Source organism: Helicobacter apodemus, from assembly GCF_000765745.2.
GTDB classification, from domain to species: Bacteria; Campylobacterota; Campylobacteria; order Campylobacterales; family Helicobacteraceae; genus Helicobacter_D; species Helicobacter_D apodemus.
On the sequence record NZ_JRPC02000002.1, the window covers coordinates 74,294 to 95,159 of the forward strand.

22 protein-coding genes are annotated in these 20,866 nt (G+C 34.4%); 10 read left to right on the forward strand and 12 right to left on the reverse strand.

Annotation, left to right across the window (positions count from 1 at the left end; translation table 11 throughout):
- Positions 1–237: 237 nt before the first annotated feature.
- The 6 genes from LS72_RS01165 to flhA are packed head-to-tail and all read right to left on the reverse strand — an operon-like array spanning position 238 to position 6,468.
- Positions 238–1,206 (reverse strand): glycosyltransferase family 9 protein, encoded by a 969-nt coding sequence (locus LS72_RS01165; RefSeq protein ID WP_034553243.1) that lies wholly within the window; start codon positions 1,204–1,206, stop codon positions 238–240.
- The gene (locus tag LS72_RS01170; protein WP_052087243.1) at positions 1,187–2,284 is read right to left on the reverse strand and encodes a glycosyltransferase family 4 protein; all 1,098 of its coding nucleotides are present in this window, start codon (positions 2,282–2,284) and stop codon (positions 1,187–1,189) included. Before LS72_RS01170 ends, LS72_RS01165 begins: the two co-directional genes overlap by 20 nt.
- Positions 2,274–2,924, reverse strand: coding sequence for a phosphoribosylglycinamide formyltransferase (gene purN / locus LS72_RS01175; protein ID WP_034553240.1), 651 nt, complete (start codon positions 2,922–2,924; stop codon positions 2,274–2,276). The genes LS72_RS01170 and purN overlap by 11 nt, the downstream gene beginning before the upstream one ends.
- 1 nt (position 2,925) lies before the next feature.
- On the reverse strand, positions 2,926–3,162 hold the full coding sequence (locus LS72_RS01180; RefSeq protein ID WP_034553238.1) for a hypothetical protein: 237 nt from the start codon (positions 3,160–3,162) through the stop codon (positions 2,926–2,928).
- Entirely contained in the window at positions 3,155–4,210 is a 1,056-nt protein-coding gene (locus LS72_RS01185) for a DHH family phosphoesterase (RefSeq protein WP_034553235.1), read from the reverse strand. Before LS72_RS01185 ends, LS72_RS01180 begins: the two co-directional genes overlap by 8 nt.
- Before the next feature lie 8 nt (positions 4,211–4,218).
- Positions 4,219–6,468 carry a flagellar biosynthesis protein FlhA gene (flhA, locus tag LS72_RS01190; RefSeq protein WP_138154891.1) on the reverse strand — a complete coding sequence of 750 codons (2,250 nt, stop codon included), beginning with the start codon at positions 6,466–6,468 and terminating at the stop codon, positions 4,219–4,221.
- 148 nt (positions 6,469–6,616) lie between these two features.
- Between flhA and rpsO the strand changes: the two genes are divergently transcribed.
- Positions 6,617–6,892 carry a 30S ribosomal protein S15 gene (gene rpsO, locus LS72_RS01195; RefSeq protein ID WP_034554594.1) on the forward strand — a complete coding sequence of 92 codons (276 nt, stop codon included), beginning with the start codon at positions 6,617–6,619 and terminating at the stop codon, positions 6,890–6,892.
- A 7-nt stretch (positions 6,893–6,899) separates the two neighbouring features.
- On the opposite strand, the gene trpA is transcribed toward rpsO, so the two are convergent.
- Together trpA and trpB are read right to left on the reverse strand one after the other, a co-directional pair.
- Positions 6,900–7,664 carry a tryptophan synthase subunit alpha gene (gene trpA, locus LS72_RS01200; RefSeq protein WP_034554589.1) on the reverse strand — a complete coding sequence of 255 codons (765 nt, stop codon included), beginning with the start codon at positions 7,662–7,664 and terminating at the stop codon, positions 6,900–6,902.
- The gene (trpB, locus tag LS72_RS01205) at positions 7,661–8,926 is read right to left on the reverse strand and encodes a tryptophan synthase subunit beta (protein WP_034554587.1); all 1,266 of its coding nucleotides are present in this window, start codon (positions 8,924–8,926) and stop codon (positions 7,661–7,663) included. The genes trpA and trpB overlap by 4 nt, the downstream gene beginning before the upstream one ends.
- A gap of 109 nt (positions 8,927–9,035) precedes the next feature.
- On the opposite strand from trpB, the gene LS72_RS01210 reads away from it, so the two are divergent.
- The 9 genes from LS72_RS01210 to LS72_RS01250 all read left to right on the forward strand — a co-directional run bounded on the left by LS72_RS01210 (position 9,036) and on the right by LS72_RS01250 (position 17,534).
- Positions 9,036–10,541 (forward strand): anthranilate synthase component I family protein, encoded by a 1,506-nt coding sequence (locus LS72_RS01210; RefSeq protein WP_084590179.1) that lies wholly within the window; start codon positions 9,036–9,038, stop codon positions 10,539–10,541.
- On the forward strand, positions 10,538–12,154 hold the full coding sequence (locus LS72_RS01215; protein WP_034554586.1) for a bifunctional anthranilate synthase component II/anthranilate phosphoribosyltransferase: 1,617 nt from the start codon (positions 10,538–10,540) through the stop codon (positions 12,152–12,154). The genes LS72_RS01210 and LS72_RS01215 overlap by 4 nt, the downstream gene beginning before the upstream one ends.
- On the forward strand, positions 12,154–13,671 hold the full coding sequence (gene trpF / locus LS72_RS01220) for a bifunctional indole-3-glycerol phosphate synthase/phosphoribosylanthranilate isomerase (RefSeq protein ID WP_034554584.1): 1,518 nt from the start codon (positions 12,154–12,156) through the stop codon (positions 13,669–13,671). Before LS72_RS01215 ends, trpF begins: the two co-directional genes overlap by 1 nt.
- Positions 13,672–13,740: 69 nt before the next feature.
- The gene (locus tag LS72_RS01225; protein WP_138154893.1) at positions 13,741–14,442 is read left to right on the forward strand and encodes an MqnA/MqnD/SBP family protein; all 702 of its coding nucleotides are present in this window, start codon (positions 13,741–13,743) and stop codon (positions 14,440–14,442) included.
- 109 nt (positions 14,443–14,551) lie between these two features.
- Entirely contained in the window at positions 14,552–14,965 is a 414-nt protein-coding gene (gene ndk, locus LS72_RS01230; protein WP_034554914.1) for a nucleoside-diphosphate kinase, read from the forward strand.
- Positions 14,916–15,335, forward strand: coding sequence for a hypothetical protein (locus LS72_RS01235; protein WP_238700654.1), 420 nt, complete (start codon positions 14,916–14,918; stop codon positions 15,333–15,335). The genes ndk and LS72_RS01235 overlap by 50 nt, the downstream gene beginning before the upstream one ends.
- A 14-nt stretch (positions 15,336–15,349) precedes the next feature.
- Positions 15,350–15,502, forward strand: coding sequence for a 50S ribosomal protein L32 (rpmF, locus tag LS72_RS01240; RefSeq protein WP_034554913.1), 153 nt, complete (start codon positions 15,350–15,352; stop codon positions 15,500–15,502).
- A gap of 19 nt (positions 15,503–15,521) precedes the next feature.
- Entirely contained in the window at positions 15,522–16,508 is a 987-nt protein-coding gene (gene plsX, locus LS72_RS01245) for a phosphate acyltransferase PlsX (RefSeq protein WP_034554912.1), read from the forward strand.
- A gap of 21 nt (positions 16,509–16,529) precedes the next feature.
- Positions 16,530–17,534, forward strand: coding sequence for a beta-ketoacyl-ACP synthase III (locus tag LS72_RS01250; RefSeq protein ID WP_034554916.1), 1,005 nt, complete (start codon positions 16,530–16,532; stop codon positions 17,532–17,534).
- 381 nt (positions 17,535–17,915) lie between these two features.
- On the opposite strand, the gene LS72_RS01255 is transcribed toward LS72_RS01250, so the two are convergent.
- The 4 genes from LS72_RS01255 to LS72_RS01270 are packed head-to-tail and all read right to left on the reverse strand — an operon-like array spanning position 17,916 to position 20,866.
- A complete protein-coding gene (locus tag LS72_RS01255; RefSeq protein ID WP_034554911.1) occupies positions 17,916–18,308 on the reverse strand; it encodes a type II secretion system protein in 393 nt (130 codons plus the stop codon).
- On the reverse strand, positions 18,298–18,774 hold the full coding sequence (locus LS72_RS01260) for a type II secretion system protein (protein WP_238700655.1): 477 nt from the start codon (positions 18,772–18,774) through the stop codon (positions 18,298–18,300). The genes LS72_RS01255 and LS72_RS01260 overlap by 11 nt, the downstream gene beginning before the upstream one ends.
- Before the next feature lie 9 nt (positions 18,775–18,783).
- Positions 18,784–19,434 carry a LutC/YkgG family protein gene (locus LS72_RS01265; protein WP_034554910.1) on the reverse strand — a complete coding sequence of 217 codons (651 nt, stop codon included), beginning with the start codon at positions 19,432–19,434 and terminating at the stop codon, positions 18,784–18,786.
- Positions 19,427–20,866, reverse strand: a complete 1,440-nt coding sequence (locus LS72_RS01270) for a LutB/LldF family L-lactate oxidation iron-sulfur protein (protein WP_138154900.1) — start codon at positions 20,864–20,866, stop codon at positions 19,427–19,429. The genes LS72_RS01265 and LS72_RS01270 overlap by 8 nt, the downstream gene beginning before the upstream one ends.

The following is a 20,866-nucleotide window of genomic DNA, read 5'->3' on the forward strand; positions in this document are numbered from 1 at the left end:
GCCTTTGCTTTAAAAGGAATGTAGCCTAAAAAGAATAAATAAAAGTTTTATGAGCCTAAAAGACTTTTAAAGAGGCTTTAAAAGAATCTTAAAAGTAAAGATTATCTGGGTGGTGATTCAACCAAAAAACTTTGATTAAAAGGGCATTTAATATTCTTGTAATGCTTAATGAAATAAGGATTCTTAAGTATTAGGGCTTAGTAAAGAAATTTTCAGTCTATGGATTTTGATGATTTTTTAGCAAATGGAATCTTTTTGGAGCAGAGCAAAAACCTTTTCTATAATTATTTGGGGTTTTATATCTTTAGCATTTTTACTCTCACTTTGCAAACACCATTCAATCTTCCCCCAAGTTCCCCATCTAGCAATATTTACCTTATCAAAAATTGTAATTGCTTTAGCATTACACGCCCCAAAAATATGAGCCACCCCACCTTCAAAGGCAAGAGTCAGTAAAGCTCCTCTAGCAAGAGCTGCAACTTCATCAAGTGTTTTTGTGTTTTGGTATTGACAATTTTGTAATTTTGCTAATGCTTCACACCTAAACTTATCATCACTATCTCCTATTACAACAACAAAAGGCAGAGCTTTGATAATTTCTTCTAAATATTCTAAGGGATAGGGATTATTTTTTAATCGTCTGCTTGAGATATGAAAAAGTATATAGGGGGGCATATTTCTATTGTTATAGCAATGGGGATACGCATAAATGGTCTTCTCTCCCCCATATTCCACGCCTAGCGGTGCTAAAATATCAAAACATACCATTACTTCGTGGTGGCTAGTAATGGGGGTTTCCACAAAATTTGGTATGCCTTTAATCCTTGAATCTTCTTTGCTGCCTGCCCCATAGCAGATTTTCCCCCTTGCACATTTAGCAAATAAGCTAGAATATTTAGAGGGTGCTATGCGTAAGATGGCAACCACATCATAAGATTGTTTCAAAAGACAAAACAATATCCAACCTTTATGGAATAAGGCTTTTATTTTAGTATAAACTCCCTTTGTGTGTTTGGTTTTAGTGTAGATATAAATCTTATCCAAATAAGGATTGTGACCACCCTCCCCGATAATAACAGGGGCATTAAGACTATTTACAATAATATCAATTTGTGCTTTGGGGTATTTTTTCTTTAAGGCTTCAAAACAAGGGGTGGAGCAGACTAAATCTCCGATATTATCATTCCTAATGAGTAAAATTTTCATTTAACACTTTCTCATATACTGCTAAAATTTGCTTTCCCATAACTTCAGAGGAGAATTTTTGTAGGATAAAATAGGGGTTGATTTTTATGCAATGGGGATTGTCTAGTAATTCCTTTAGGGCTTGTGAAAATGTTTCTAAAGTTGGCTTAGGAATCAACAAAAAGTTCTTATTATGGTATAAATCCTTAATACTTCCAACATCACTAGCAATACTTGGAATCTCCATTAAAAGAGCTTGCATTAAGCTCTGTGGCACGCCCTCCTTTTCAGAAGTTAGCATAAAAATATCAAGCATTGCTAAAAACTCTGCTGGTTTTTCAATATATCCTAAAAGCTTAATATATGCCTCCGCATTCTCTTCCCCTTCCCCGCCTTTAATAAGTCCCTCTAAGTAGGGGAAACTATCTCCACTTCCACCAATAATAAAGTAAGTATGGGGATATTTTTTATGAATCTCTCTAGCCACTTGTATAAAAATATCCTGCCTTTTGGCATATCGCATAACCCCTAAATTTCCAATGATAATTTTATTTTTTGGGATTTTATAAGATTCTTTGAGCATTTCTTTATCATAAAGGCTCTTTTGAAATATCCTAACATCAATTCCTGTAGGAATGGAAGCTATTTTTTCTGGTTTTATATGATTATCTCTTATCATAGCTTCCCTAACGCTCTCGCCTGTGGTAATAATAAAATCTGCTAAATTATTAATGAAATTTAATCGTGAAGGGTGGATAGGCGTGGATAAATGCCTAGTGCGAATGAATTTCTTTCCGCTTCCAATGCTTGCTAAACCCCCACACCAAGTATCAATTCCGCTATGGGTATTAAGAATATCATAATGTTTTAATAACCGCTTTAATTGCCAAATACTAAGAATATCTGTTTTTCTCCTAAAAGGAAGAGTGAAAGTTTCAAACCCTAAATTTTGAGATTTATTTAAAATCTCTGCATTCTCCCTGCAAGCTAATGCACATTCCACACCAAGATTCCGCATTACTTGCATTTCAAGGAGGATTCTAATCTCTTGTCCTCCATAACCATTACTCCACTCTGTGTGTAAAACCTTAATCTCCATAAAGCACCTTTAAAATCGCTAAAGGGTATAAAAAATGCTCTAAGTTATGAATCCTTTGTGTATAAGATTGCAAACTCTCTTGTTTGTGTTTGATTAACACTCCTTGTGCTATTAACTCTCCACTATCAAGCTCGTTGCTGACATAATGCACGCTAACACCCCCTAATTGCATAGGAGCATTAAAGCTCTCCTCTATGCCTCTAGCTCCTTTAAAAAGTGGTAGAAGCGAGGGGTGGATATTGATACAAGGGATAGATTCTACAAAATAGGGTGTTAGCACTCTCATAAATCCGGCTAAAACACATAAATCAATCCTAAAAGATTGTAAGATTTCTACTAAATCTTTATCAAAAGATTCCCTACTAGAATAAACCTTGCTTTCTAAAACTTGTGTAGGTATTCCCAAAGTTTTAGCCCTTTGTATTCCATAAGCATTACTTTTGTTACTAAGAGCTAAAACAACTTCTATTTTAGGAGAATCTTGGCACTCAATGTATTGCTTATCTATCCCACTAATTAATAAGCCCTCCTTTTGAATGAAAGCTCCTGCTTGTTTGAAGGCTTTTTGGTGGAGAGTTTTAATAATTATTTCTAAATTACTGCCATTTCCGCTAAAGAGTATAGCAATCTTTTTTGCCACTTTATTTTCCAAAAAATTCGGGTTTATTTTGCTTTAACTTTTGGATATTAGCTAAAATCTCTTTGACCCCATATTCTAAGCTTTCCTCATCTAAGCCCTCAATATAAGAATCTAAAGCATCTTGAAGTTTAAATTCTTTAACACCTGAGAGTATTAAGGCGACACATAGCATATCACTAAGCTGAATGGCAAGCTCTTCTATCTCTTCTTCTAATTCTTGAATGGTTTTTTTATTCATGCTGCTCTCCTAAAATACTTTGGATATTTTCATAAATATCCTCATATAAAAAACTCTCCTTAAATCCCTCTATTTTCCCTCCACTTGCATTAGCGTGTCCTCCACCATTGAAATATTTTTTAGCTAAAACACTCACATCACAAGCATTATTAGCCCTTAAACTAACATTTCCTTTAGCATTAACATCTAAGAAAAAATGAAATTGTGGATTTTGCTTTAAAAATAAATTGGCTAAAACAGAAATACTCCCGATACTATAACTTAAAAATCCTTGGTATTCCTCGCAAGTAATATGGCATTTATCGAGGTATTTTTTCAATAGCTCTACTTGGAAGTTTGAAGCTAAATTATCTAGGGTATCACTCATTAAACTACCCTTTAAAAACTTTTTCTTTAAGCTCAAGATTTCATTATCTAAGAGGATATGCCCCCTCTCTTGGTTTAAAAATTTTGAAGCTTCCTTAAGGAGTGCAAGTTTATAAGTCCTATCTTCATTTTCAAACATAAAACGATTAAGTTCTTTGCACTCTACAATCAAACGCATAGCAACTTTGCCAAATTCAAACCCATATCCTTCCTCTCTCCATAAGTCAATGCTATTTATCATTTCAACCATTGGCTCTAGCCATAGTCTTGTAGAATCTGGTAAAGAAAATCTAGCTAAAAAAGTCTCATAAACAATTTTTGTTGCACAATTTTTAGTATCTAAATAATACCATTCATATTTATTTGCACATTCTTGTCCGCTTTTATGATGATCTAATAATTCAAGCTTGACTTTACCCCCTGTTAAATTTAGCTCTAAAATTGATTCTTTGAGGGATTGACATTCACTTAAGCTAAGGTTTAAATCACTAATAATAATCCACGCTTCCTCTGTAATATTAGCTTTAATATTTCTAAAGATTTGCTCTAACCTTGCTAAAACTTCCTTTCCATAGTTTGCATTATAAAAATATACATTAGTGTTCTTGCTAAAAAATTCATAACTCACTAACTGACAACCATAGCCATCTAAATCAATATGGGAGAGGTGGTGGATTTGCATATTTTTCCTTATAGGGAGAAGTCAATAGTCCCCAAAATTTCATATTTACTTTGATAATCAATTTCTGCGGTGCTTAGCACTACCATACTACGTGCAAAGCCATATTGTTCCATAAAGATTGCTAAAGGTTTCCTAAGCACCATAGGCACTCCCCCTACAATCATAGGCACAGCACCCATTGAAGCGGATTTTTGGTAAGACTCATTAAGGGCGTCTAAAAAGTTTTGCGATTCTGTTGGGCTAAGTTTTAATCTCTGCCCCATTTTTTGGGGTTCTGGAAGTCGTTCTAATAAAAATTGCTCTAAAGTAGGGGATAATATAAAATAACGCAAGATTCCATCATCACTTTGAAAATTATGACTAATAAGCCGCTTTAAGCAAGCCCGCACATATTCTGTAAGGGTTGGTAAATCCGATTTATAAGCAGGAGCACCATCAGCAATAGCCTCTGCAATGCTTAACATATCTTTAATAGGGATTTGTTCGTGTAATAGCTCTTTTAAAATATGTTGAATAGTCCCTATTCCAACGCCTTTAATCTCCTCTGCTAAAATAGGATAATCTTTGCTTAATTTTTCTAATAAATTATGCACTTCTTGACGCGTTAATAATTCTTCTGCGTATTGTTTAATAAGCTCTTGGATATGGGTGCTAATCACAGTTGCACCATCAATAATGGTATAACCCTCTATAATAGCATCTTCTTTTTTGTCTTCATCAATCCAATAAGCATCAAGCCCAAAAACAGGCTCTTTAGTTGGCACACCATCTGGAATCTCACCCACAAAACCACTAGAGGCAATGGCGAGGAATTTATCAACCATAATCACTCCGCGTCCAACTTCAATTTCTTTAAGTAAAATCTGGTATTCATCAGGAGCTAAGTTTAAATCATCCCTTAAATGCACCATAGGCACTAAAATTCCATATTCTGTTGCCATTGTTTTGCGGATAGCACGAATTTTATTCACAAGCTCCCCACCTTGTGCGGGGTCTGCAAATTTGATGAGTTGATAACCTAAACCAACGCGTAAAATCTTAACTTTTAAGGCTTTTTCAATCTCTGCTTCTTCTCTTTTTTTGCGTTCTTCCTCACTTTCTTGCGGAGCTGGAGGCGTGGGCTGTTGATCTTGGGTAGCGTTTCTTTTTAAAGGTTTGTCTAAAGATGGTGAAGAATCTGTTTCTAGGGATTCTTGTTTTTTAAATTTTTGTAGCAAGGATTCAACATATCTCCAAACCTCCCCATCTTTTTGCTTGTTTAAAAGTAAGGCTAGAGATAAAAAAAGTATGCCTACAAAACCCAAAGAAATGGTAGGAAGTCCTGGAACAAGTGCAAAGAGTAATAAAATACTTCCAACAATCATTAAAGTTTTAGATTCATTAATAAGTTGGTCGATAATCCCCGAGGCAAAATTTTCTCCCTCTTTGCTGAAACGTGTTACAATAATGCCTGTGGCGGTAGAAACAACAAGGGCTGGTATTTGTGAAACTAGACCATCTCCAATGGTTAAAATGGTAAAAGTCGCTGCAGAATCTGCAACAGACATATCTTTTTGAAAAACACCAATTAAAAATCCGCCAATGATATTAATAAGTGTAATAATAATCCCAGCAACCGCATCCCCCTTTACAAATTTATTAGCACCATCCATAGAACCATAAAAATCGGCTTCGGCAGCTAATTCATCGCGTCTAGCTTTAGCCTCCTCTTGCCCGATTAATCCTGTATTTAAATCCGCATCAATTGCCATTTGCTTCCCGGGCATCGCATCTAAAGTAAATCGAGCCTTAACTTCAGAAACCCTTGTAGAACCATTGGTAACAACCATAAAGTTAATAATTACTAAGATAATAAATAAAATAATCCCAATAACATAATTTCCACCAACAACAAATTGTCCAAAAGCTGTAATAATGCTACTTACTGCCTCTGTCCCTAAATGCCCATTACTTAAAATCATCCTTGTAGTGGCGATATTTAAGGATAATCTAAAAAGGGTAATGATTAAAAGCAAAGTTGGAAAAGCAGAAAAATCTGTAGGTTTTTTGACATATAAAGCGATTAAGATAATTAAAGCAGAAAGCGCAATAGAGGTTGCAAGAAAAAAATCTAATAATCCGCTAGGTAAGGGAACGATGATAATAGCTAAGATTGCAATAATAAAAAATACAACCGTTAAGTCTTTTGAACCTGTTAAATAAGATAAAAAAGGCGTGATTTTCGCTAAAATAGATTTCTCTGCATTTGTCTTTGCCAATTCTACTCCAAAAATTTACAAAATTAGTTTGTAATTCTAGTGAGTTTTAACCTATAAAATCATAAAATCAAGAAATAATTTTTAGTATTTTTCATAAAATCTATGTTAAAATACATCCTTTTAAAAATTACCAATCAGGAGGTCTATGATGGCTCAAGATTCGGCGAAAAAAAGAGAAATTACTTCTGCTTTTGCTAGAAATTCCAAAGATACAGGTTCTGTAGAAGTGCAAGTTGCACTTTTAAGTGATAGGATTAAAACACTCACTGAACATTTAAGGGTGAATAAAAAAGATCATTCTAGTCGTTTAGGATTAAGAAAAATTGTTTCACAAAGAAAAAGATTGCTTTCTTATCTTAAAAAAACAGATTTTACCCGTTATGCAAGTCTTATTGAAAAATTAGGTCTAAAAGATAGAGGATAATCTCCTCTTAAGATCCTAGAAGAGTTTGTGTAAAACTCTGTAACTCTAAGAGAAAGTCTTTTGTTGAGTCTATTTGTGTAATATGTTTAACAAAGGCACTCCCAACTACTACAATAGGGACAATCCTTCTAAGAGCTATAATCTGTTCTTTGCTCTGTATGCCAAATCCTAAGGCAATGGGTTTATTGCAATTATTTTTAACTTTATGAATATAGGCTAAAAGTTCAGGGGTGATTTGTGTGCAATCCCCTGTAATCCCATTTCTTGCTACTACATAAACAAAACTCCCGCTTTTTTGGGTGAGTTTTTTTATCCGTAAGGGAGGGGTGTAAGGTGCAAGTAATGCAATGTTTTCTAATCCAAATTCCTTAGCTAAGGAAAAAAGATTTTCATCGTTTTGTAAAGATAAATCTGGGACAATAAGTCCAAATACTCCAGATTCTTTGGCTCTTTTTAAAAAAGATTCTATCCCATAGGCAAAAAGAATATTTGCATAAGTCATAATTAAAAGTTTGGTTTTGCAATGATTTTCTAATAGTTTTGTATGTAGTGTTTGTAGTAGTGTAAAACCTAAATCCGTATTAAAACCAGATTTTAGAGATTCCTCACAAGCGTTTCTAATCACTTCTCCATCGGCATTAGGGTCAGAAAATGGAAACTGCACTTCTAGAAAACTTGCTCCCCCTAAAGCAATTCCAAGTGCTGCTTCTAAACTCTTTTGAAAATTAGGATACCCTGCAATAATATGTCCCATTAAGGTAACTTCTTTCATAACTCTCCTATCTCTGTAATTTCATTACTTAAAAAGTCTTTCCACCGCTCTTTTTGTAAAGCTTTAGCGGTAATAAAAATATCTTTATCGCCTCTTCCTGAGACATTAACAATAATCTTTTTAGAATCAACTTCTTTACAGATTTTTAAAACCCCAGCTAATGCGTGAGAGGATTCTAAAGCAGCAATAATGCCCTCATTTTTTGCAAAGAATTCTAAGGCATTTAAAGCTTCTTTATCATTTGCACTTTTAAATTCTAAGACCCCTATTTCTTTTAAATGAGCAAGTTGAGGACCAATCCCTGCATAATCAAGCCCAGCAGAGATAGAATAAGTCTCTAGTAAATTGCCATATGTATCGCTTAAAAAATAACTCTTATACCCTTGAACAATCCCTAAATGGGAATTTGTATTATCAATCCTTGTGGCATTCTCCCCTATACCTTGTCCTATTCCCCCTGCTTCTATGCCAATTAAGCGGATATTATCCTTTAAATAGGGGGTAAAAAATCCTATTGCATTACTTCCTCCCCCTACACAAGCTATCATAATATCCGGATTTCCTTTGAAAAATTTTTGCGTTTGTGTTTTCACTTCTTTGCCAATAATGCTTTGCAAATCCCTTACAATATCTGGATAAGGATAGGGACCAAGAGCACTTCCAAGCACATAAAAAATATTTTTAGAATCTTTGCTCCATTCCCTTAAAGCTTCATTGACAGCGTCTTTTAAGGTTTCACTCCCGTTTTTTACGCTTATAACCTTTGCTCCTAGAAGCTCCATATTGAAAACATTAGGAAATTGCCGCTTAATATCTTTGCTTCCCATAAAGATTCTACATTTTATCCCTAATTTCGCACAAGCCGCACTTACTGCTAATCCGTGTTGCCCTGCTCCTGTTTCTGCAATAATGTGATTTTTACCCATTTTTTTAGCGAGCAATACCTGTCCAATAGCATTATTAATCTTGTGTGCTCCAGTATTTGCTAAACCTTCAAATTTCAAATATATCTCATTATTTAAGATTTTACTAGCATTTTTAGCAAAGATTAAAGGCGTAGGTCGTCCTACAAATTCCTTTAACAAGCCCACAAAATCTTGTTGAAAGCTTTTTGTAGGAAGAATGTGCTTATAAGCTTCTTCTAGCTCTTTTAAAGCAGGGTATAAAATCTCTGCCACATATTGCCCACCAAAGGCGTGTGTTTTAGAATCTTCTAATCCAAAAAAACCCTTTTTTGAACGCAAAAAAATATTATCTTTCATTCTATTTAGCTTTCTTTTTAAGTATGAAGTATTATATCTAAATCCAAAATTTTTTTAGCAAGAATCTATTGTATAATACGCCTAAATCATTTAGAGAGTTTATAAAAGAATGTTTAGTTTTTTATCCCCTAAAGAATCATCTTTGCAATCTCCTTTAGATGCTAATGATTTACAACCTGCCATAGCCTTTGAAAAGATTGAGAGCCACTCTTTTACTCCTTTAATGCTCTGTCAATCTCTTAATGCTCCGGTATTACTTGAATCAGCTTATTTAAAAACTGGAAAAGGACGTTTTTCTATTTTGGTTTTAAAAGAGGCTTTTAGGATTACCCAAGAAGGTAAAGCTTATTATTTAAGAAGTGGCGAGCAAAAATATTCCCTAGAGCTTATTCCTATGCCTAAAAACCCAAATTTTTTAGATTATTTAAAGATTTTTAGAGATTTAACCCCACCTTTAGGTGAGGAATTTATGGATTTACCTATTCCTTTAGGGGGAGTTGGGTATTTGGGTTATGAATTTTTTGGTGATATTGAAGCTATTACTTTTAATAAACCAAAGCTTTATGATTGTTATACAAATGCTTTCATCTTTGGGAGAGATTTTATAATTTTTGATCATTTTTATGAAACCCTCTTTATCTTTAGTGTAGCTTATGCCAAAGAGGTAAATCCCTATAACCCTAAACAAAGAATCCAAGAAATCTTACAATCTCTAAAACATTTATCCCAACAAGAATGCACTCAAGAGAATATCACTTCAGAGATAATCTCTGCTAATAAAGAAAATTATTACACCACAATGGTTCAAACCCTAAAAGATGAAATTTACAAAGGCAATCTTTTGCAATGTGTGCCAAGCCAAAGTATGCAGATAAAAAGTAATCTTCCACCCTTACAAGCTTATAAAAATTTACGCACTACTAACCCAAGCCCTTATATGTATTTTTATAATTTTGGAGATTTTCAAATTATTGGAAATTCCCCTGAAGTATTGATTAAAGTTTCTACTCCTAAGGATTCTAATATTGCTAAACTCACTCTATGTCCTATTGCTGGGACGCGTCCTAGAGGCAAAACACAATTAGAGGATTTACAAGCAGAAGAAGAGTTAAGGAATGATCCTAAAGAAAATGCCGAACATCTTATGCTCCTAGATTTAGGACGCAATGATATAGGAAAGGTTGCTATGGGTGGAAGTGTAAAAGTAACACAACAAAAAGTTATTGAAAAATACGCAAGGGTTATGCACCTAGTCTCTGAAGTGCAGGGGGATATGGATTTAAAAATCCATAATAAAATAGATGCTCTTTTTGCGGCTTTTCCTGCAGGGACTGTTAGTGGGGCACCAAAAATTCAAGCTATTAAAACCATAGAAGAATTAGAGGAACATCAAAGGAATATTTATGCGGGAGCTATTGGGTATTTTACGCAAAATTGTGATATGGATTTTGCTATTGCTATCCGCACAGCCATTTACCAAAGTGGTATTTATTATCTACAAGCTGGAGGTGGGATTGTTTATGATTCAAACCCCACATTAGAATATATTGAAACACAAAATAAAATGCTCTCTTTAATTGAAGCTATTATCGGAAAAGAGGGAAATACACAATGATAGTCCTTATTGATAATTATGATTCCTTTACTTATAATATCTACCAAGCTTTTTATCAGTTTAACTACCCTATTAAAGTCTTGCGTAATGATAAAACTTCCATTGAGGAAATTATGGCTTTAAAACCAAAATTTATTGTTATAGGACCTGGACCAAAATCCCCAAAAGAAGCGGGAATTAGTGTTGAAATTGTAAAAAAGCTTAAAGGAATTTATCCAATTTTAGGGATTTGTTTAGGGCATCAAGCGATTTTAAGTGCCTTTGGTGTAGAGATTAAAAATGCTAGAAATATTGTGCATGGAAAAGTAGAACAGCTATTTCATAATAACAAAGGAGTTTTTAGGCATATTAGTCCTAATACCCCTATTGTGCGATACCATTCACTAGTAGGTAAGAAAGAGGAGATTCCTGATTGCTTTTTAGTGAGTGCAATGAGTGAAGATGGTGAAGTTATGGCAGTAGAGCATAGGTATTATCATCTCGTAGGTTTGCAGTTTCATCCCGAATCTATTGGGAGCAAAGAGGGGATTAAAATGCTCTTAAATTTCTTGCATTATACAAGGGAAGAGATACCCATTAAAGCCTATCTTAAAAAAGCATTGACTCAAAGATCTCTAAATTTTCAAGAAAGCTACAACTTTATGGACGAGCTTACAGAGGGGAATCTCACAGAAGCACAAATTGGGAGCTTCCTAACAAGTTTAGAGATTAAGGGCGTGGATGAATATGAGTTAGCCGGTTTTGCTTCTGTGCTAAAAAAGAAAGCCATTGCCTTTGAAATGGATAAAACCTTACCTATTTATTTTGATATGGTTGGCACAGGAGGCAGTGCTGTAAAGACTTTTAATGTCTCTACAACTTCTAGTTTGCTTTTAGCAACTTTAGCTAAAAAGCAAGGTTTTGGAATTATTAAGCACGGCAATAAAGCTATTACTTCTAAGAGTGGCTCTGCAGATTTACTTGCTGCTTTAGGGGTTAATGTCAATATGGATATAGCTAATATTTATGCAATTTTTAGAGAAATCAATCTCACTTTTTTATTTGCCCAAAAATTCCATTCTGCTATGCGTTTTGCGGCTTCTGCTAGATCTTCTTTGGGCTTTAAAACCGCCTTTAATCTCATAGGTCCTCTAAGTAATCCAGCACCCATAACCCACCAACTCATTGGTGTTTTTGATAAAAGCTATACAGAGATTATGGCAAAAGCTTTAGCGATTTTAGGTATCAAAAAAGCCCTTATAGTTAGTGGCTTAGATGGTTATGATGAAATCTCTTTGTGTGCTCCCACACAAATTACTACCTTAAAAAATGGAGAGATTAAAACAACTATTTTTAATCCTATTGAAGTGGGCTTAGATTTTGTTAATCATTCTTTATTGGTAGGTGGGGATTCTTCAGAGAATTTACGCATTGCCTTAGATATTTTTGAAGCTAAACCCTCCCCAAAGTTAGATTTAGTCGCTTTGAATATGGGTGCTGCATTGTATGTATGTGAGCAAGTAGAATCGATTAAAGAAGGATATTTTTTAGCTAAAACTATTATCCAAAAGGGTGAAGTCTTTGAGATCATCCAAACCTTTAAAACACTTAGCCAACAATATATGGAGGATTAATGCCACAATCAATACAAAGTAGGGTTACTATCCTTCAAGAAATTATAGAAGCAAAATCTAAATATCCCATAAGGGCTACAATAAGGAATACCCCTATTACTAAGCCCTCCTTTGAAAACTTCCCTTTTATTATCGCAGAAATTAAACGTTCCAGCCCATCTTTGGGTAATATTAACGATATTCCCTCACCCCAAAACCTTGCTAAAGACTACCTAAATGCAGGTGCTAATGCTATTTCTATTTTATGTGAAAAGGATTATTTTAAAGGGGATTTAGAGGATTTGCAGGAGGTAAAAACTACCTATCCTAATGTTTGTGTTTTGCGCAAAGACTTTATTACCCAAATAGAGCAGATTCAAGAATCTTATGATTTTGGTGCGGATATGTTGCTTTTAATAACCGCTTTATTTGTGGAACAAGTCAATGGTTTTAATCAGCTTAAAAAACTCTATGAGCAAACCTTAGCACTTGGATTAACGCCTTTGCTTGAAGTGCATAACAAGGAAGAAATTGATTTTTTAAAGCCCCTTAAGCCTCTGCTTATTGGGATTAACTCCCGCAATTTGCATAACTTTAAGATTGATAAAATCGCTGCTTATAATCTGCTTTTTTATGCCAAAGAGCAACTCAATAGCCAAGTGCTCTTTGAATCTTCTATTAACTCGAGCTTTGATGGCTTTATCGTTGGTAATATAGGATTTGATGGTATCTTATGTGGGAGCTATTTAGTCAAAAGCCCTAATGCCTATGAGGCTTTAAATGCCTTGAAATATTCTGTAAGTGTTGCTAGAAACTCTCCTAATGCCTTTTATCAAAATGTTTTTAGAATCCTGCAATCTCCTTTGGGATTCTTAAAAATATGCGGAATTACTACCAAGGAGGATGCGTTAATGTGTGCTAAGGCATTAGAGAACCATTTGGGGGGCTTGTTGCCTTTTGATAAAATAGCCGCATTAGGTTTTATTTTTATCAAAGATTCACCACGTTTTGTTTTGGAATCTGTAATAAGAGAAATTTCACAATCCCTTAAAGACTATCCTAAAATCTTAAAAATTATCGTTATACAAGATGATAAAGAGTCTATGCAACAAGCCATAAAGCTCTATGAGGAGGGGATTATTGACGCATTACAATTACACGGGGTTTGTGGGGAGAGTTTTGGCGGAATTTCACTCAAAGCGGCTAATTTTCCCTTTTATGAAGTGTGGAATATAGAAAAACCATCAGACTTTAATGCTTCTATAAGTCCTTTTGTCTTATTTGATTCTAAGAGTATCTTAGGTGGGGGTAGTGGGGTAAGCATTGATAAGGAAGTATTACAATCTCTTAAAGCAAAAGTTGATAATTATCTTTGTGTAGCTGGTGGAGTAGGAATAGATAATATTCAACAATATAAAAATTTGGGGGCAAAAATGTTGGATGTTAATTCAAGTTTAGAATCTACCCCTGCTAAAAAAGATTCTAAAAAACTTCAAGCTTTTTTAGAAAAATTTACTTCTTTGATAACACATTCTTAAGTAATGTATTATTTTGTAAAATGCTAGAATAACGCAGGAATTTTATTGTTTTTAAGGAAGTAGAAATTTATGCGTTTTGGAAAAATTGATTATTTAAATCTTTTGCCTTTTGAAGTTTTTATACGCTCTTACCCAACACCTTCTCATTTTAAATTATTTTATCAGAAGAAAAAATCTTATCCTGCTAAGCTTAATACAGAGTTTCTATTTGGTCGCCTTGATGCTGGGTTTGTTTCTTCTATTACCGCACTCTATAATAAAAAAAATAAAAGATTCTTAGCTTCTTCTATCGGAATTATTGCAAAGAGTAAGGTTTTAAGCGTTATTTGTCTTAATACAGAAGAGGGAAATGATTACCAATCGGCAACTTCTAATGCACTTTTAAAGGTTTTAAGGCTTAAAGGACGCGTGCTAATTGGAGATAGGGCTTTAGTAGAAGCTTTGAAAAGAAAAAAAGAACAACAAGATTTTATCGATATGGCACAATGTTGGAGCGATAGGGAGCATTTACCTTTTGTGTTTGGTAGGCTTTGTGTAAGGGGGCATTATGGTTTTTTTATAAAAATGATCCAATCTTTTCAAAAAAAGTCTATTAGAATCCCTCATTATTGGCTTATGAAATATTCTTACAAAACAGGAGTGAGTAAGAAAGATATTTTAGAATATTTAAAACTTATTTCTTACAAAATTGATAAAAAGGCATATTATGGAGTGGAAAGGTTTTATAGAGAATTACGAATTTTAGGAATAAAATCCCCAAAAAGATTCTAAAAACATTGCTAAGAAACTATCCTTTAATATTAAATGCAGTTTTTTTTTGTATAATATTAGCCCTAAAAATATTTAGAAATCCCCAAGAAATTTGGGTATAGGAGTAAAAATGGAGCAGACATTATCCATTATCAAACCTGATGCGGTTAAGAAGAATGTTGTTGGAAAGATTATCGATAGGTTTGAAAGTAATGGCTTAAGGGTTGCTACGATGAAAAAAGTGCAGCTTAGTCAATGTGATGCAAAAGAATTTTATGCCGTGCATAAGGAGCGTCCCTTTTTCGCAGATTTGGTAGATTTTATGGTAAGTGGTCCTGTAGTTATTATCGTGTTAGAGGGGCTAAATGCTATTGCAAAAAATCGTGAGCTTATGGGTGCTACAGATCCGAAAGAAGCAGCAGCGGGGACAATTAGGGCAGATTTTGCTGATAGTATTGATGCTAATGCTGTTCATGGTAGTGATAGTTTAGAAAATGCTAAGAGAGAAATTGCATTTTTCTTTGCTAACAGAGAAATTTATTGATTATAGAATGTCTAAAATACCTTTTAGTAAAGTTTTTCAAGTTTGTAAAAATGGAGAAAAACTACCCTTTAGGGTTGAGCTTGAAGGCGTAGTGCTAGAGGGCTTTTTATCACTTAAGAATGCTTTGGGATTGGTTAGATTAGAGGCATTCTTAAAAGGGCAAATGCCTTTGATTTGTGATTTAAGTGGAGAAACCTATTTTCAAAACTTAAATGAAGTATTAGATTTTTATTTGAGTGATGGAGTGATTAGTTTAGAAAGTGGAAATTTTAGCGATATTGTTGAATGTGAAAGTGGAATGATTGATTTAGAAGAGATTCTAAGAAGTGAATTAGAAATGATTCGTTGTGATTATCATATTAAAAATTAAATAAGGAGTGTAAAATGGCAGTTCCAAAAAGACGAGTAAGTAAGACAAGAGCGGCAAAAAGAAGGACGCATTATAAAGTTGCTTTAGCAACCCCTATAAAGGATAAGGATGGAAGTTGGAGAATGCCTCATCGTATTAATAAATTCACTGGAATTTATAAAAGTTAATGGTTTGGATTGAATCTCTATGAGAATCGCTATTGATGCAATGGGCGGTGATTTTGGTTCTTTACCGCTTGTAGAAGGTGGTTTATTGGCATTAAAAAAATCTAATTTTACCTTAGTGCTTGTGGGGGATAAAAATATCCTTTCTCCCCTTATCCCTTCTAAGCTTAGTAGTAAAATCGAAATTATCCATTGTGATGATGTTATTACAATGGAGGAGGGTGCCACTTCTGCTTTGAAGCGGAAAGATAGCTCTATTTATGTAGCTATTGAAATGCTAAAGGATAGAAAAGTCGATGCCGTTGTCTCTGCAGGACATAGTGGTGCTACAATGAGTCTTGCTACGCTTAAGATTGGTCGTTTAAAGGGTGTATCGCGTCCTGCTATTTGCACCTTGATGCCTCGTATTGATGGGAAAAGAAGTTTGGTTGTCGATGCAGGGGCTAATGTAGATTGTAAGCCAGAAAATCTTTTTGAATTTGCGGTTATGGGCTATGAGTATGCAACCGCTATTTTAAAGTATCCACAAGCAAGAATAGGGCTTTTAGCTAATGGTGAGGAAGAATGTAAAGGGAATGAAATCACAAAAACCGCCTTTGACTTTCTTAAAAATCATCCTAATTTTGTCGGAAATGTAGAAGGCAATAATATTTTTGATTCTTCTGTGGAGGTAATTGTTTGCGATGGTTTTACCGGAAATGTTGCCTTAAAGGCAAGTGAGGGTGTTGCAGATTCTATTATTTATCTGCTTAAGCATTACATTAAATCTTCACCTATGGGTATATTTGGCGCACTTTTTATGAAAAATGTTTTTAAGAAGCTTAAAAAGCAAATTGATTATGCAGAATATGGAGGTGCTCCGCTTTTAGGCGTTGATGGTAATGTGATTATTTGTCATGGTAAAAGTAACGCTAAAGCGATGAAGAATGCCATTTTTCAAGCTATTGCTACGATTGAAAATAATATTAATGATAGAATCTTACAAGCACTGCATCAGTATAAAATTTAATCAATTAAGGGAATTATGGAGATGGAAAAACCAATTTATGCTTCTTTAAAATCTATTGGTGCTTATGCTCCAGAAAATATTGTAACCAATTATGATTTAGAAAAAATAGTGGATACAAGTGATGAATGGATTGTGAAACGTACCGGTATTAAAGAGCGTAGATTCGCAGAGGCTAATGAGGCTACAAGCGACCTTGCGACAAAGGCAGCAAAGATTGCATTAAAGAGAGCAAAAATAACCCCCAAAGAAGTTGATATGGTAATTGTAGCGACTATCTCTCCAGATTTTTTTTGTATGCCTTCCACTGCCTGTATCGTTGCTAATAAGCTTGGGATTGTAGGAAAACCAGCTTTTGACATTTCTGCGGCTTGTAGTGGGTTTGTTTATCTACTCTCTTTAGCTAATGCTTTTATTCTCTCAAAAATGTATAAAAATATCCTTATCATAGGGGCGGAAAAAATTTCAAGCATTTTAGATATGCAAGATAGGAATACTTGTGTGCTTTTTGGGGATGGTGCTGGGGCTGCATTAATTGGCGTTACTAGTGAGAGGGAAAAAAGTATTGTAGATGTCCAAGTTTCTTCTAATGGGGAGTATCAAGATTTTTTGATAACCCCAGGTTGTGGGAGTAGGTATCCAGCAAGTCAAGAAGTGTTAGAGCAAAGATTGCAATTTCTTAAAATGAAGGGTAATGAAACTTTTAAAGTCGCGGTAAAAACGCTTAGTAGTGATGTTGTTGAGATTTTAGAGAAAAATCATTTAAGCATTGATGATATTGATTTTTTTGTTCCTCATCAGGCAAATCAACGCATTATTTCTGCTGTGGGTGATGCGTTAAATATAGATTCACAAAAGGTGGTGCTTACGGTGCAAAAATATGGCAATACTTCAGCGGCTTCTATACCTATGGCTATTAATGAATTCTATGAAGAAGGTAGAATCAAAAAGGGTTCAAAGCTGCTTTTAGATGCTTTTGGTGGGGGTTTAACTTGGGGTTCTGCTATCCTTACTTTCAATGGGGAGTGAGAAGTTTTGCTTAAAAAACTATGAATCTCCTTAGACTTTCTTTCTTAATTGTCGCCTTGTATTAACCAAACAAAAAGTTGTAATAAAAGTGAAAGCTATAAGCTTAATACTTTTACAAAGATTCTACTAAACACTAAACAAATAGTGTTGCATTTAAAATTGAAATTGTTAAGGGGAGATAATGAAAAAAGATGACTTGAATCTAAAAGTGTTTGAGGCTAGTAAGGGAGGTAAAATTGATGATAATATTGAGATTAAAGATAGTAAAAATATTGTTAAAAAGGGATTACGCTATTTTTAAAGTATTTCATTTCCTAAAACTTTGTATTTGCCCATATAGTAACTTTTGTAGAGGTTAAATATCAAGGTGATCAGGAAGTTTTAAAAAATATCACATAAAGATTCATTGTTGTGGAGTTTATCACTTTTGGTAGGTTGGCATTCTAAGATACCATTTTTTAGGATAAAGGATATTTTTTTATCGCCATTAATAGCTATAAATCCATTTTTTTGTGTTTGGAAAGAGCAATTACTAGGTTTTAAATCTAAATGTGTATAGAGTCCCATTAAGTCGATATTTGGATTGTTTGTTTGGTTGATTTGTTTTTTAAGTGCAATTTTGAAATTAAAAATTTGCATTTGAAGTTTTGTCATACAAGAACTTTGTTGGTAATTGGTAAATTTTGGTAAGGCAAAAGAAAACAAAACCCCCATAATTAACAAAGCTAAAATAACTTCTAAAAGGCTAAAAGCCTTTTTGGAGTTAAAAAACAATAGAGCTACTTAGGAGAGGTATAATAAGTGGGGTGTTAGGGATTAAACGCAATTCAAAAACGAGTTTTTCACAAAGATCTCCTTTTTGATTAGCAACAATAGGCGTAGAAATTTCTAAAAATTTTACAGATTGTGGAGTGGTTGCCTGTGTGCCATTTTCATCACTTAATAATCTTGCACTAATGCAAGGAGTAGCATTGTTATTAAGTTTGGTAGAGATTTTATAGTCCCCAATATCCCAATTAGAGGGGCTTAAAGTAATAGCGGTATTAAAAGTTCCTTGCCCTTGGGATAAGAAAAAAGCTGGAAAAGAGCTTTTTAATGTATTAATATCACTTTTGAGGGCAACGAGTTTTGCATCCTCCCTGCTTGCAGAGATTTTAGGGATTGCAACAGCAGCTAATATCCCTAAAATTACTAAGATAAAGATTAATTCTAGCATTGTAAAGGCTTTTTTACTTTTCAAAGGGATTCCTTAATAGAGTAAAACATAAGTTACGCGTGAGCCGTGAACCCCAAAAACGGTTTGGAGTTCAATATCAGCAGTTCTTGAAGGACCTGCTACAAAAATGATATTAGAAGGTAATATCTCCCCACCACTTCGGTTTTTTTCATAAGTTTTAATGGCGATTGTAGCTTCATAGAGATTTTCAACAATGCTATTTTTTTCTAAAAGATAAATGCAAGTGTTGGTAATGAGTGAAGATAGACGCGGAGCGTTGGTATTGGAGCTAAGCCCAATAATCCCTAGATTGGCTACAGCACAACGTGCCTTAACAATAGAAGTATCAATCCCAAAACATTGCTCACGCATAGTATCAATACTCTTTGTGTAAGGGATTAGCCTAAAATCTGATTGGAGGTTTTCTAAAGGCAGCTTAATATCTGTATTATACAGCACTTCTTTAGCTTTAATTTCTTTTAAGGTATCTTGCAATGTTGTAAGGAGTGTATCTAAGGTGCATTCTTTAATGATGGCTTTATTATTAGTTTGGTTGATTTTATATTCTTCGATGAGATTAGATTGCGTGATTTTCATAGGGCTTTGGTAGGATATGGGTGTGTAATTAATAGTATTTTGTTGCAAAGAATCTCTAATGTTTTTGAGAATAGCTTCTTTACTCATAAATTACTCCTTGCATTTGGGATACTTTTTTGTGAAGATTCCCATTTATTGCTGGAAACTCCCTATAGGTAACCCATTGCTTTAATAAGGGTAGGATAGGAGAGATGGGTTTGCTAAGTGGGGCTAAGAGATTGGAGAGATAGAGCATAAGACGCCATTGTTTTGGGCTTGTTGCTAGATTAGAAAAACTTTGCATGGCTTTTATTTCAGCAGGATTTTTTGTCTCCTTTGTAGTTCCTATGACATTTTTTCTCCCTTGTCCCACTCTCTCACTTCGTAAATCTCTAATAAGCTCTGCTAAGGGTATTTTTACAGGACATACTTCAGAGCATCTCCCACAAAGTGAGCATAAATCAAGCATAGGACTAAATTTGTTTAACCCAAAGAGTTGAGGAGAAATAACCTTACCAATAGGGCCAGGATAAGGGCTAAGATAAGCGTGTCCGCCAATTTTATCATAAATAGGGCAGTGATTAAGGCATGTCCCACAGCGGATACAGCTAAGGGATTGGTAATAATGAGAATCTTTTAGCATATTAGAGCGGTTATTATCTAAAAGTATAATATGCACTTCTTTAGGACCATCTAACTCACCCTCTTTTCTAGGGGAGGAAATAATATTGTTATAGCAAGTAACAGGAGCTCCTGTAGCAGAGGGTATTAAAAGAGCGTTTAAAATAGAAGCTTCTTCAAAGCTTTCAATAACCTTTTCAATACCACAAAATGCGATATGTATATCACAAGCGGTTGTGCTCATTCTGCCATTACCCTCATTTTCTAAGAGCCATATCGCACCTTCATTGGCAATAGCGAAATTGACCCCGCTTAAACCTATTTTAAATTCTTGAAACTCTTTGCGTAGATGAATCCTTGCAATTTCATTGAGTTTTTCTGGTTCTGTTTCTAAAGGAGCATTGAGCTTATCGCGAAAAATCTCACCGATTTGATGGCGATTTTTATGAATGGCGGGAACTACGATATGCACGGGTGGTTCATCAATAAGCTGAATGATAAGCTCTCCTAAATCGGTTTCAATAGGATCTAATCCTTTTTGTTTTAAGAAAGCATTAAGATGCGTTTCTTCACTTGCCATAGATTTGCCCTTCAAGATTTTATTGACACTATTTTGTTGCATAAGCTCATAAACAATTTCATTAGCTTCTTGGGGTGTGCTAGCCCAATGCACTTTTAAACCATTTTGGGTGGCATTTTTTTCAAAGGTTTCTAGCAAAGAATCAAGTTTGCTTAGATTCTTATTTTTGAGTTGTTTTGCCTTTTCTCTTAGGGATTCCCAATCTATAAAACGATTAGCAATAAGATTTTTGCGGTTGGTTTTAAGCGTATCCATACCATTTAAGAGATTATTGCGTAATTGTGCATCTTGAAGCTTGCTTTGGATAATGCTATGGTATTGCTCTTTGGTGGTTTCCAT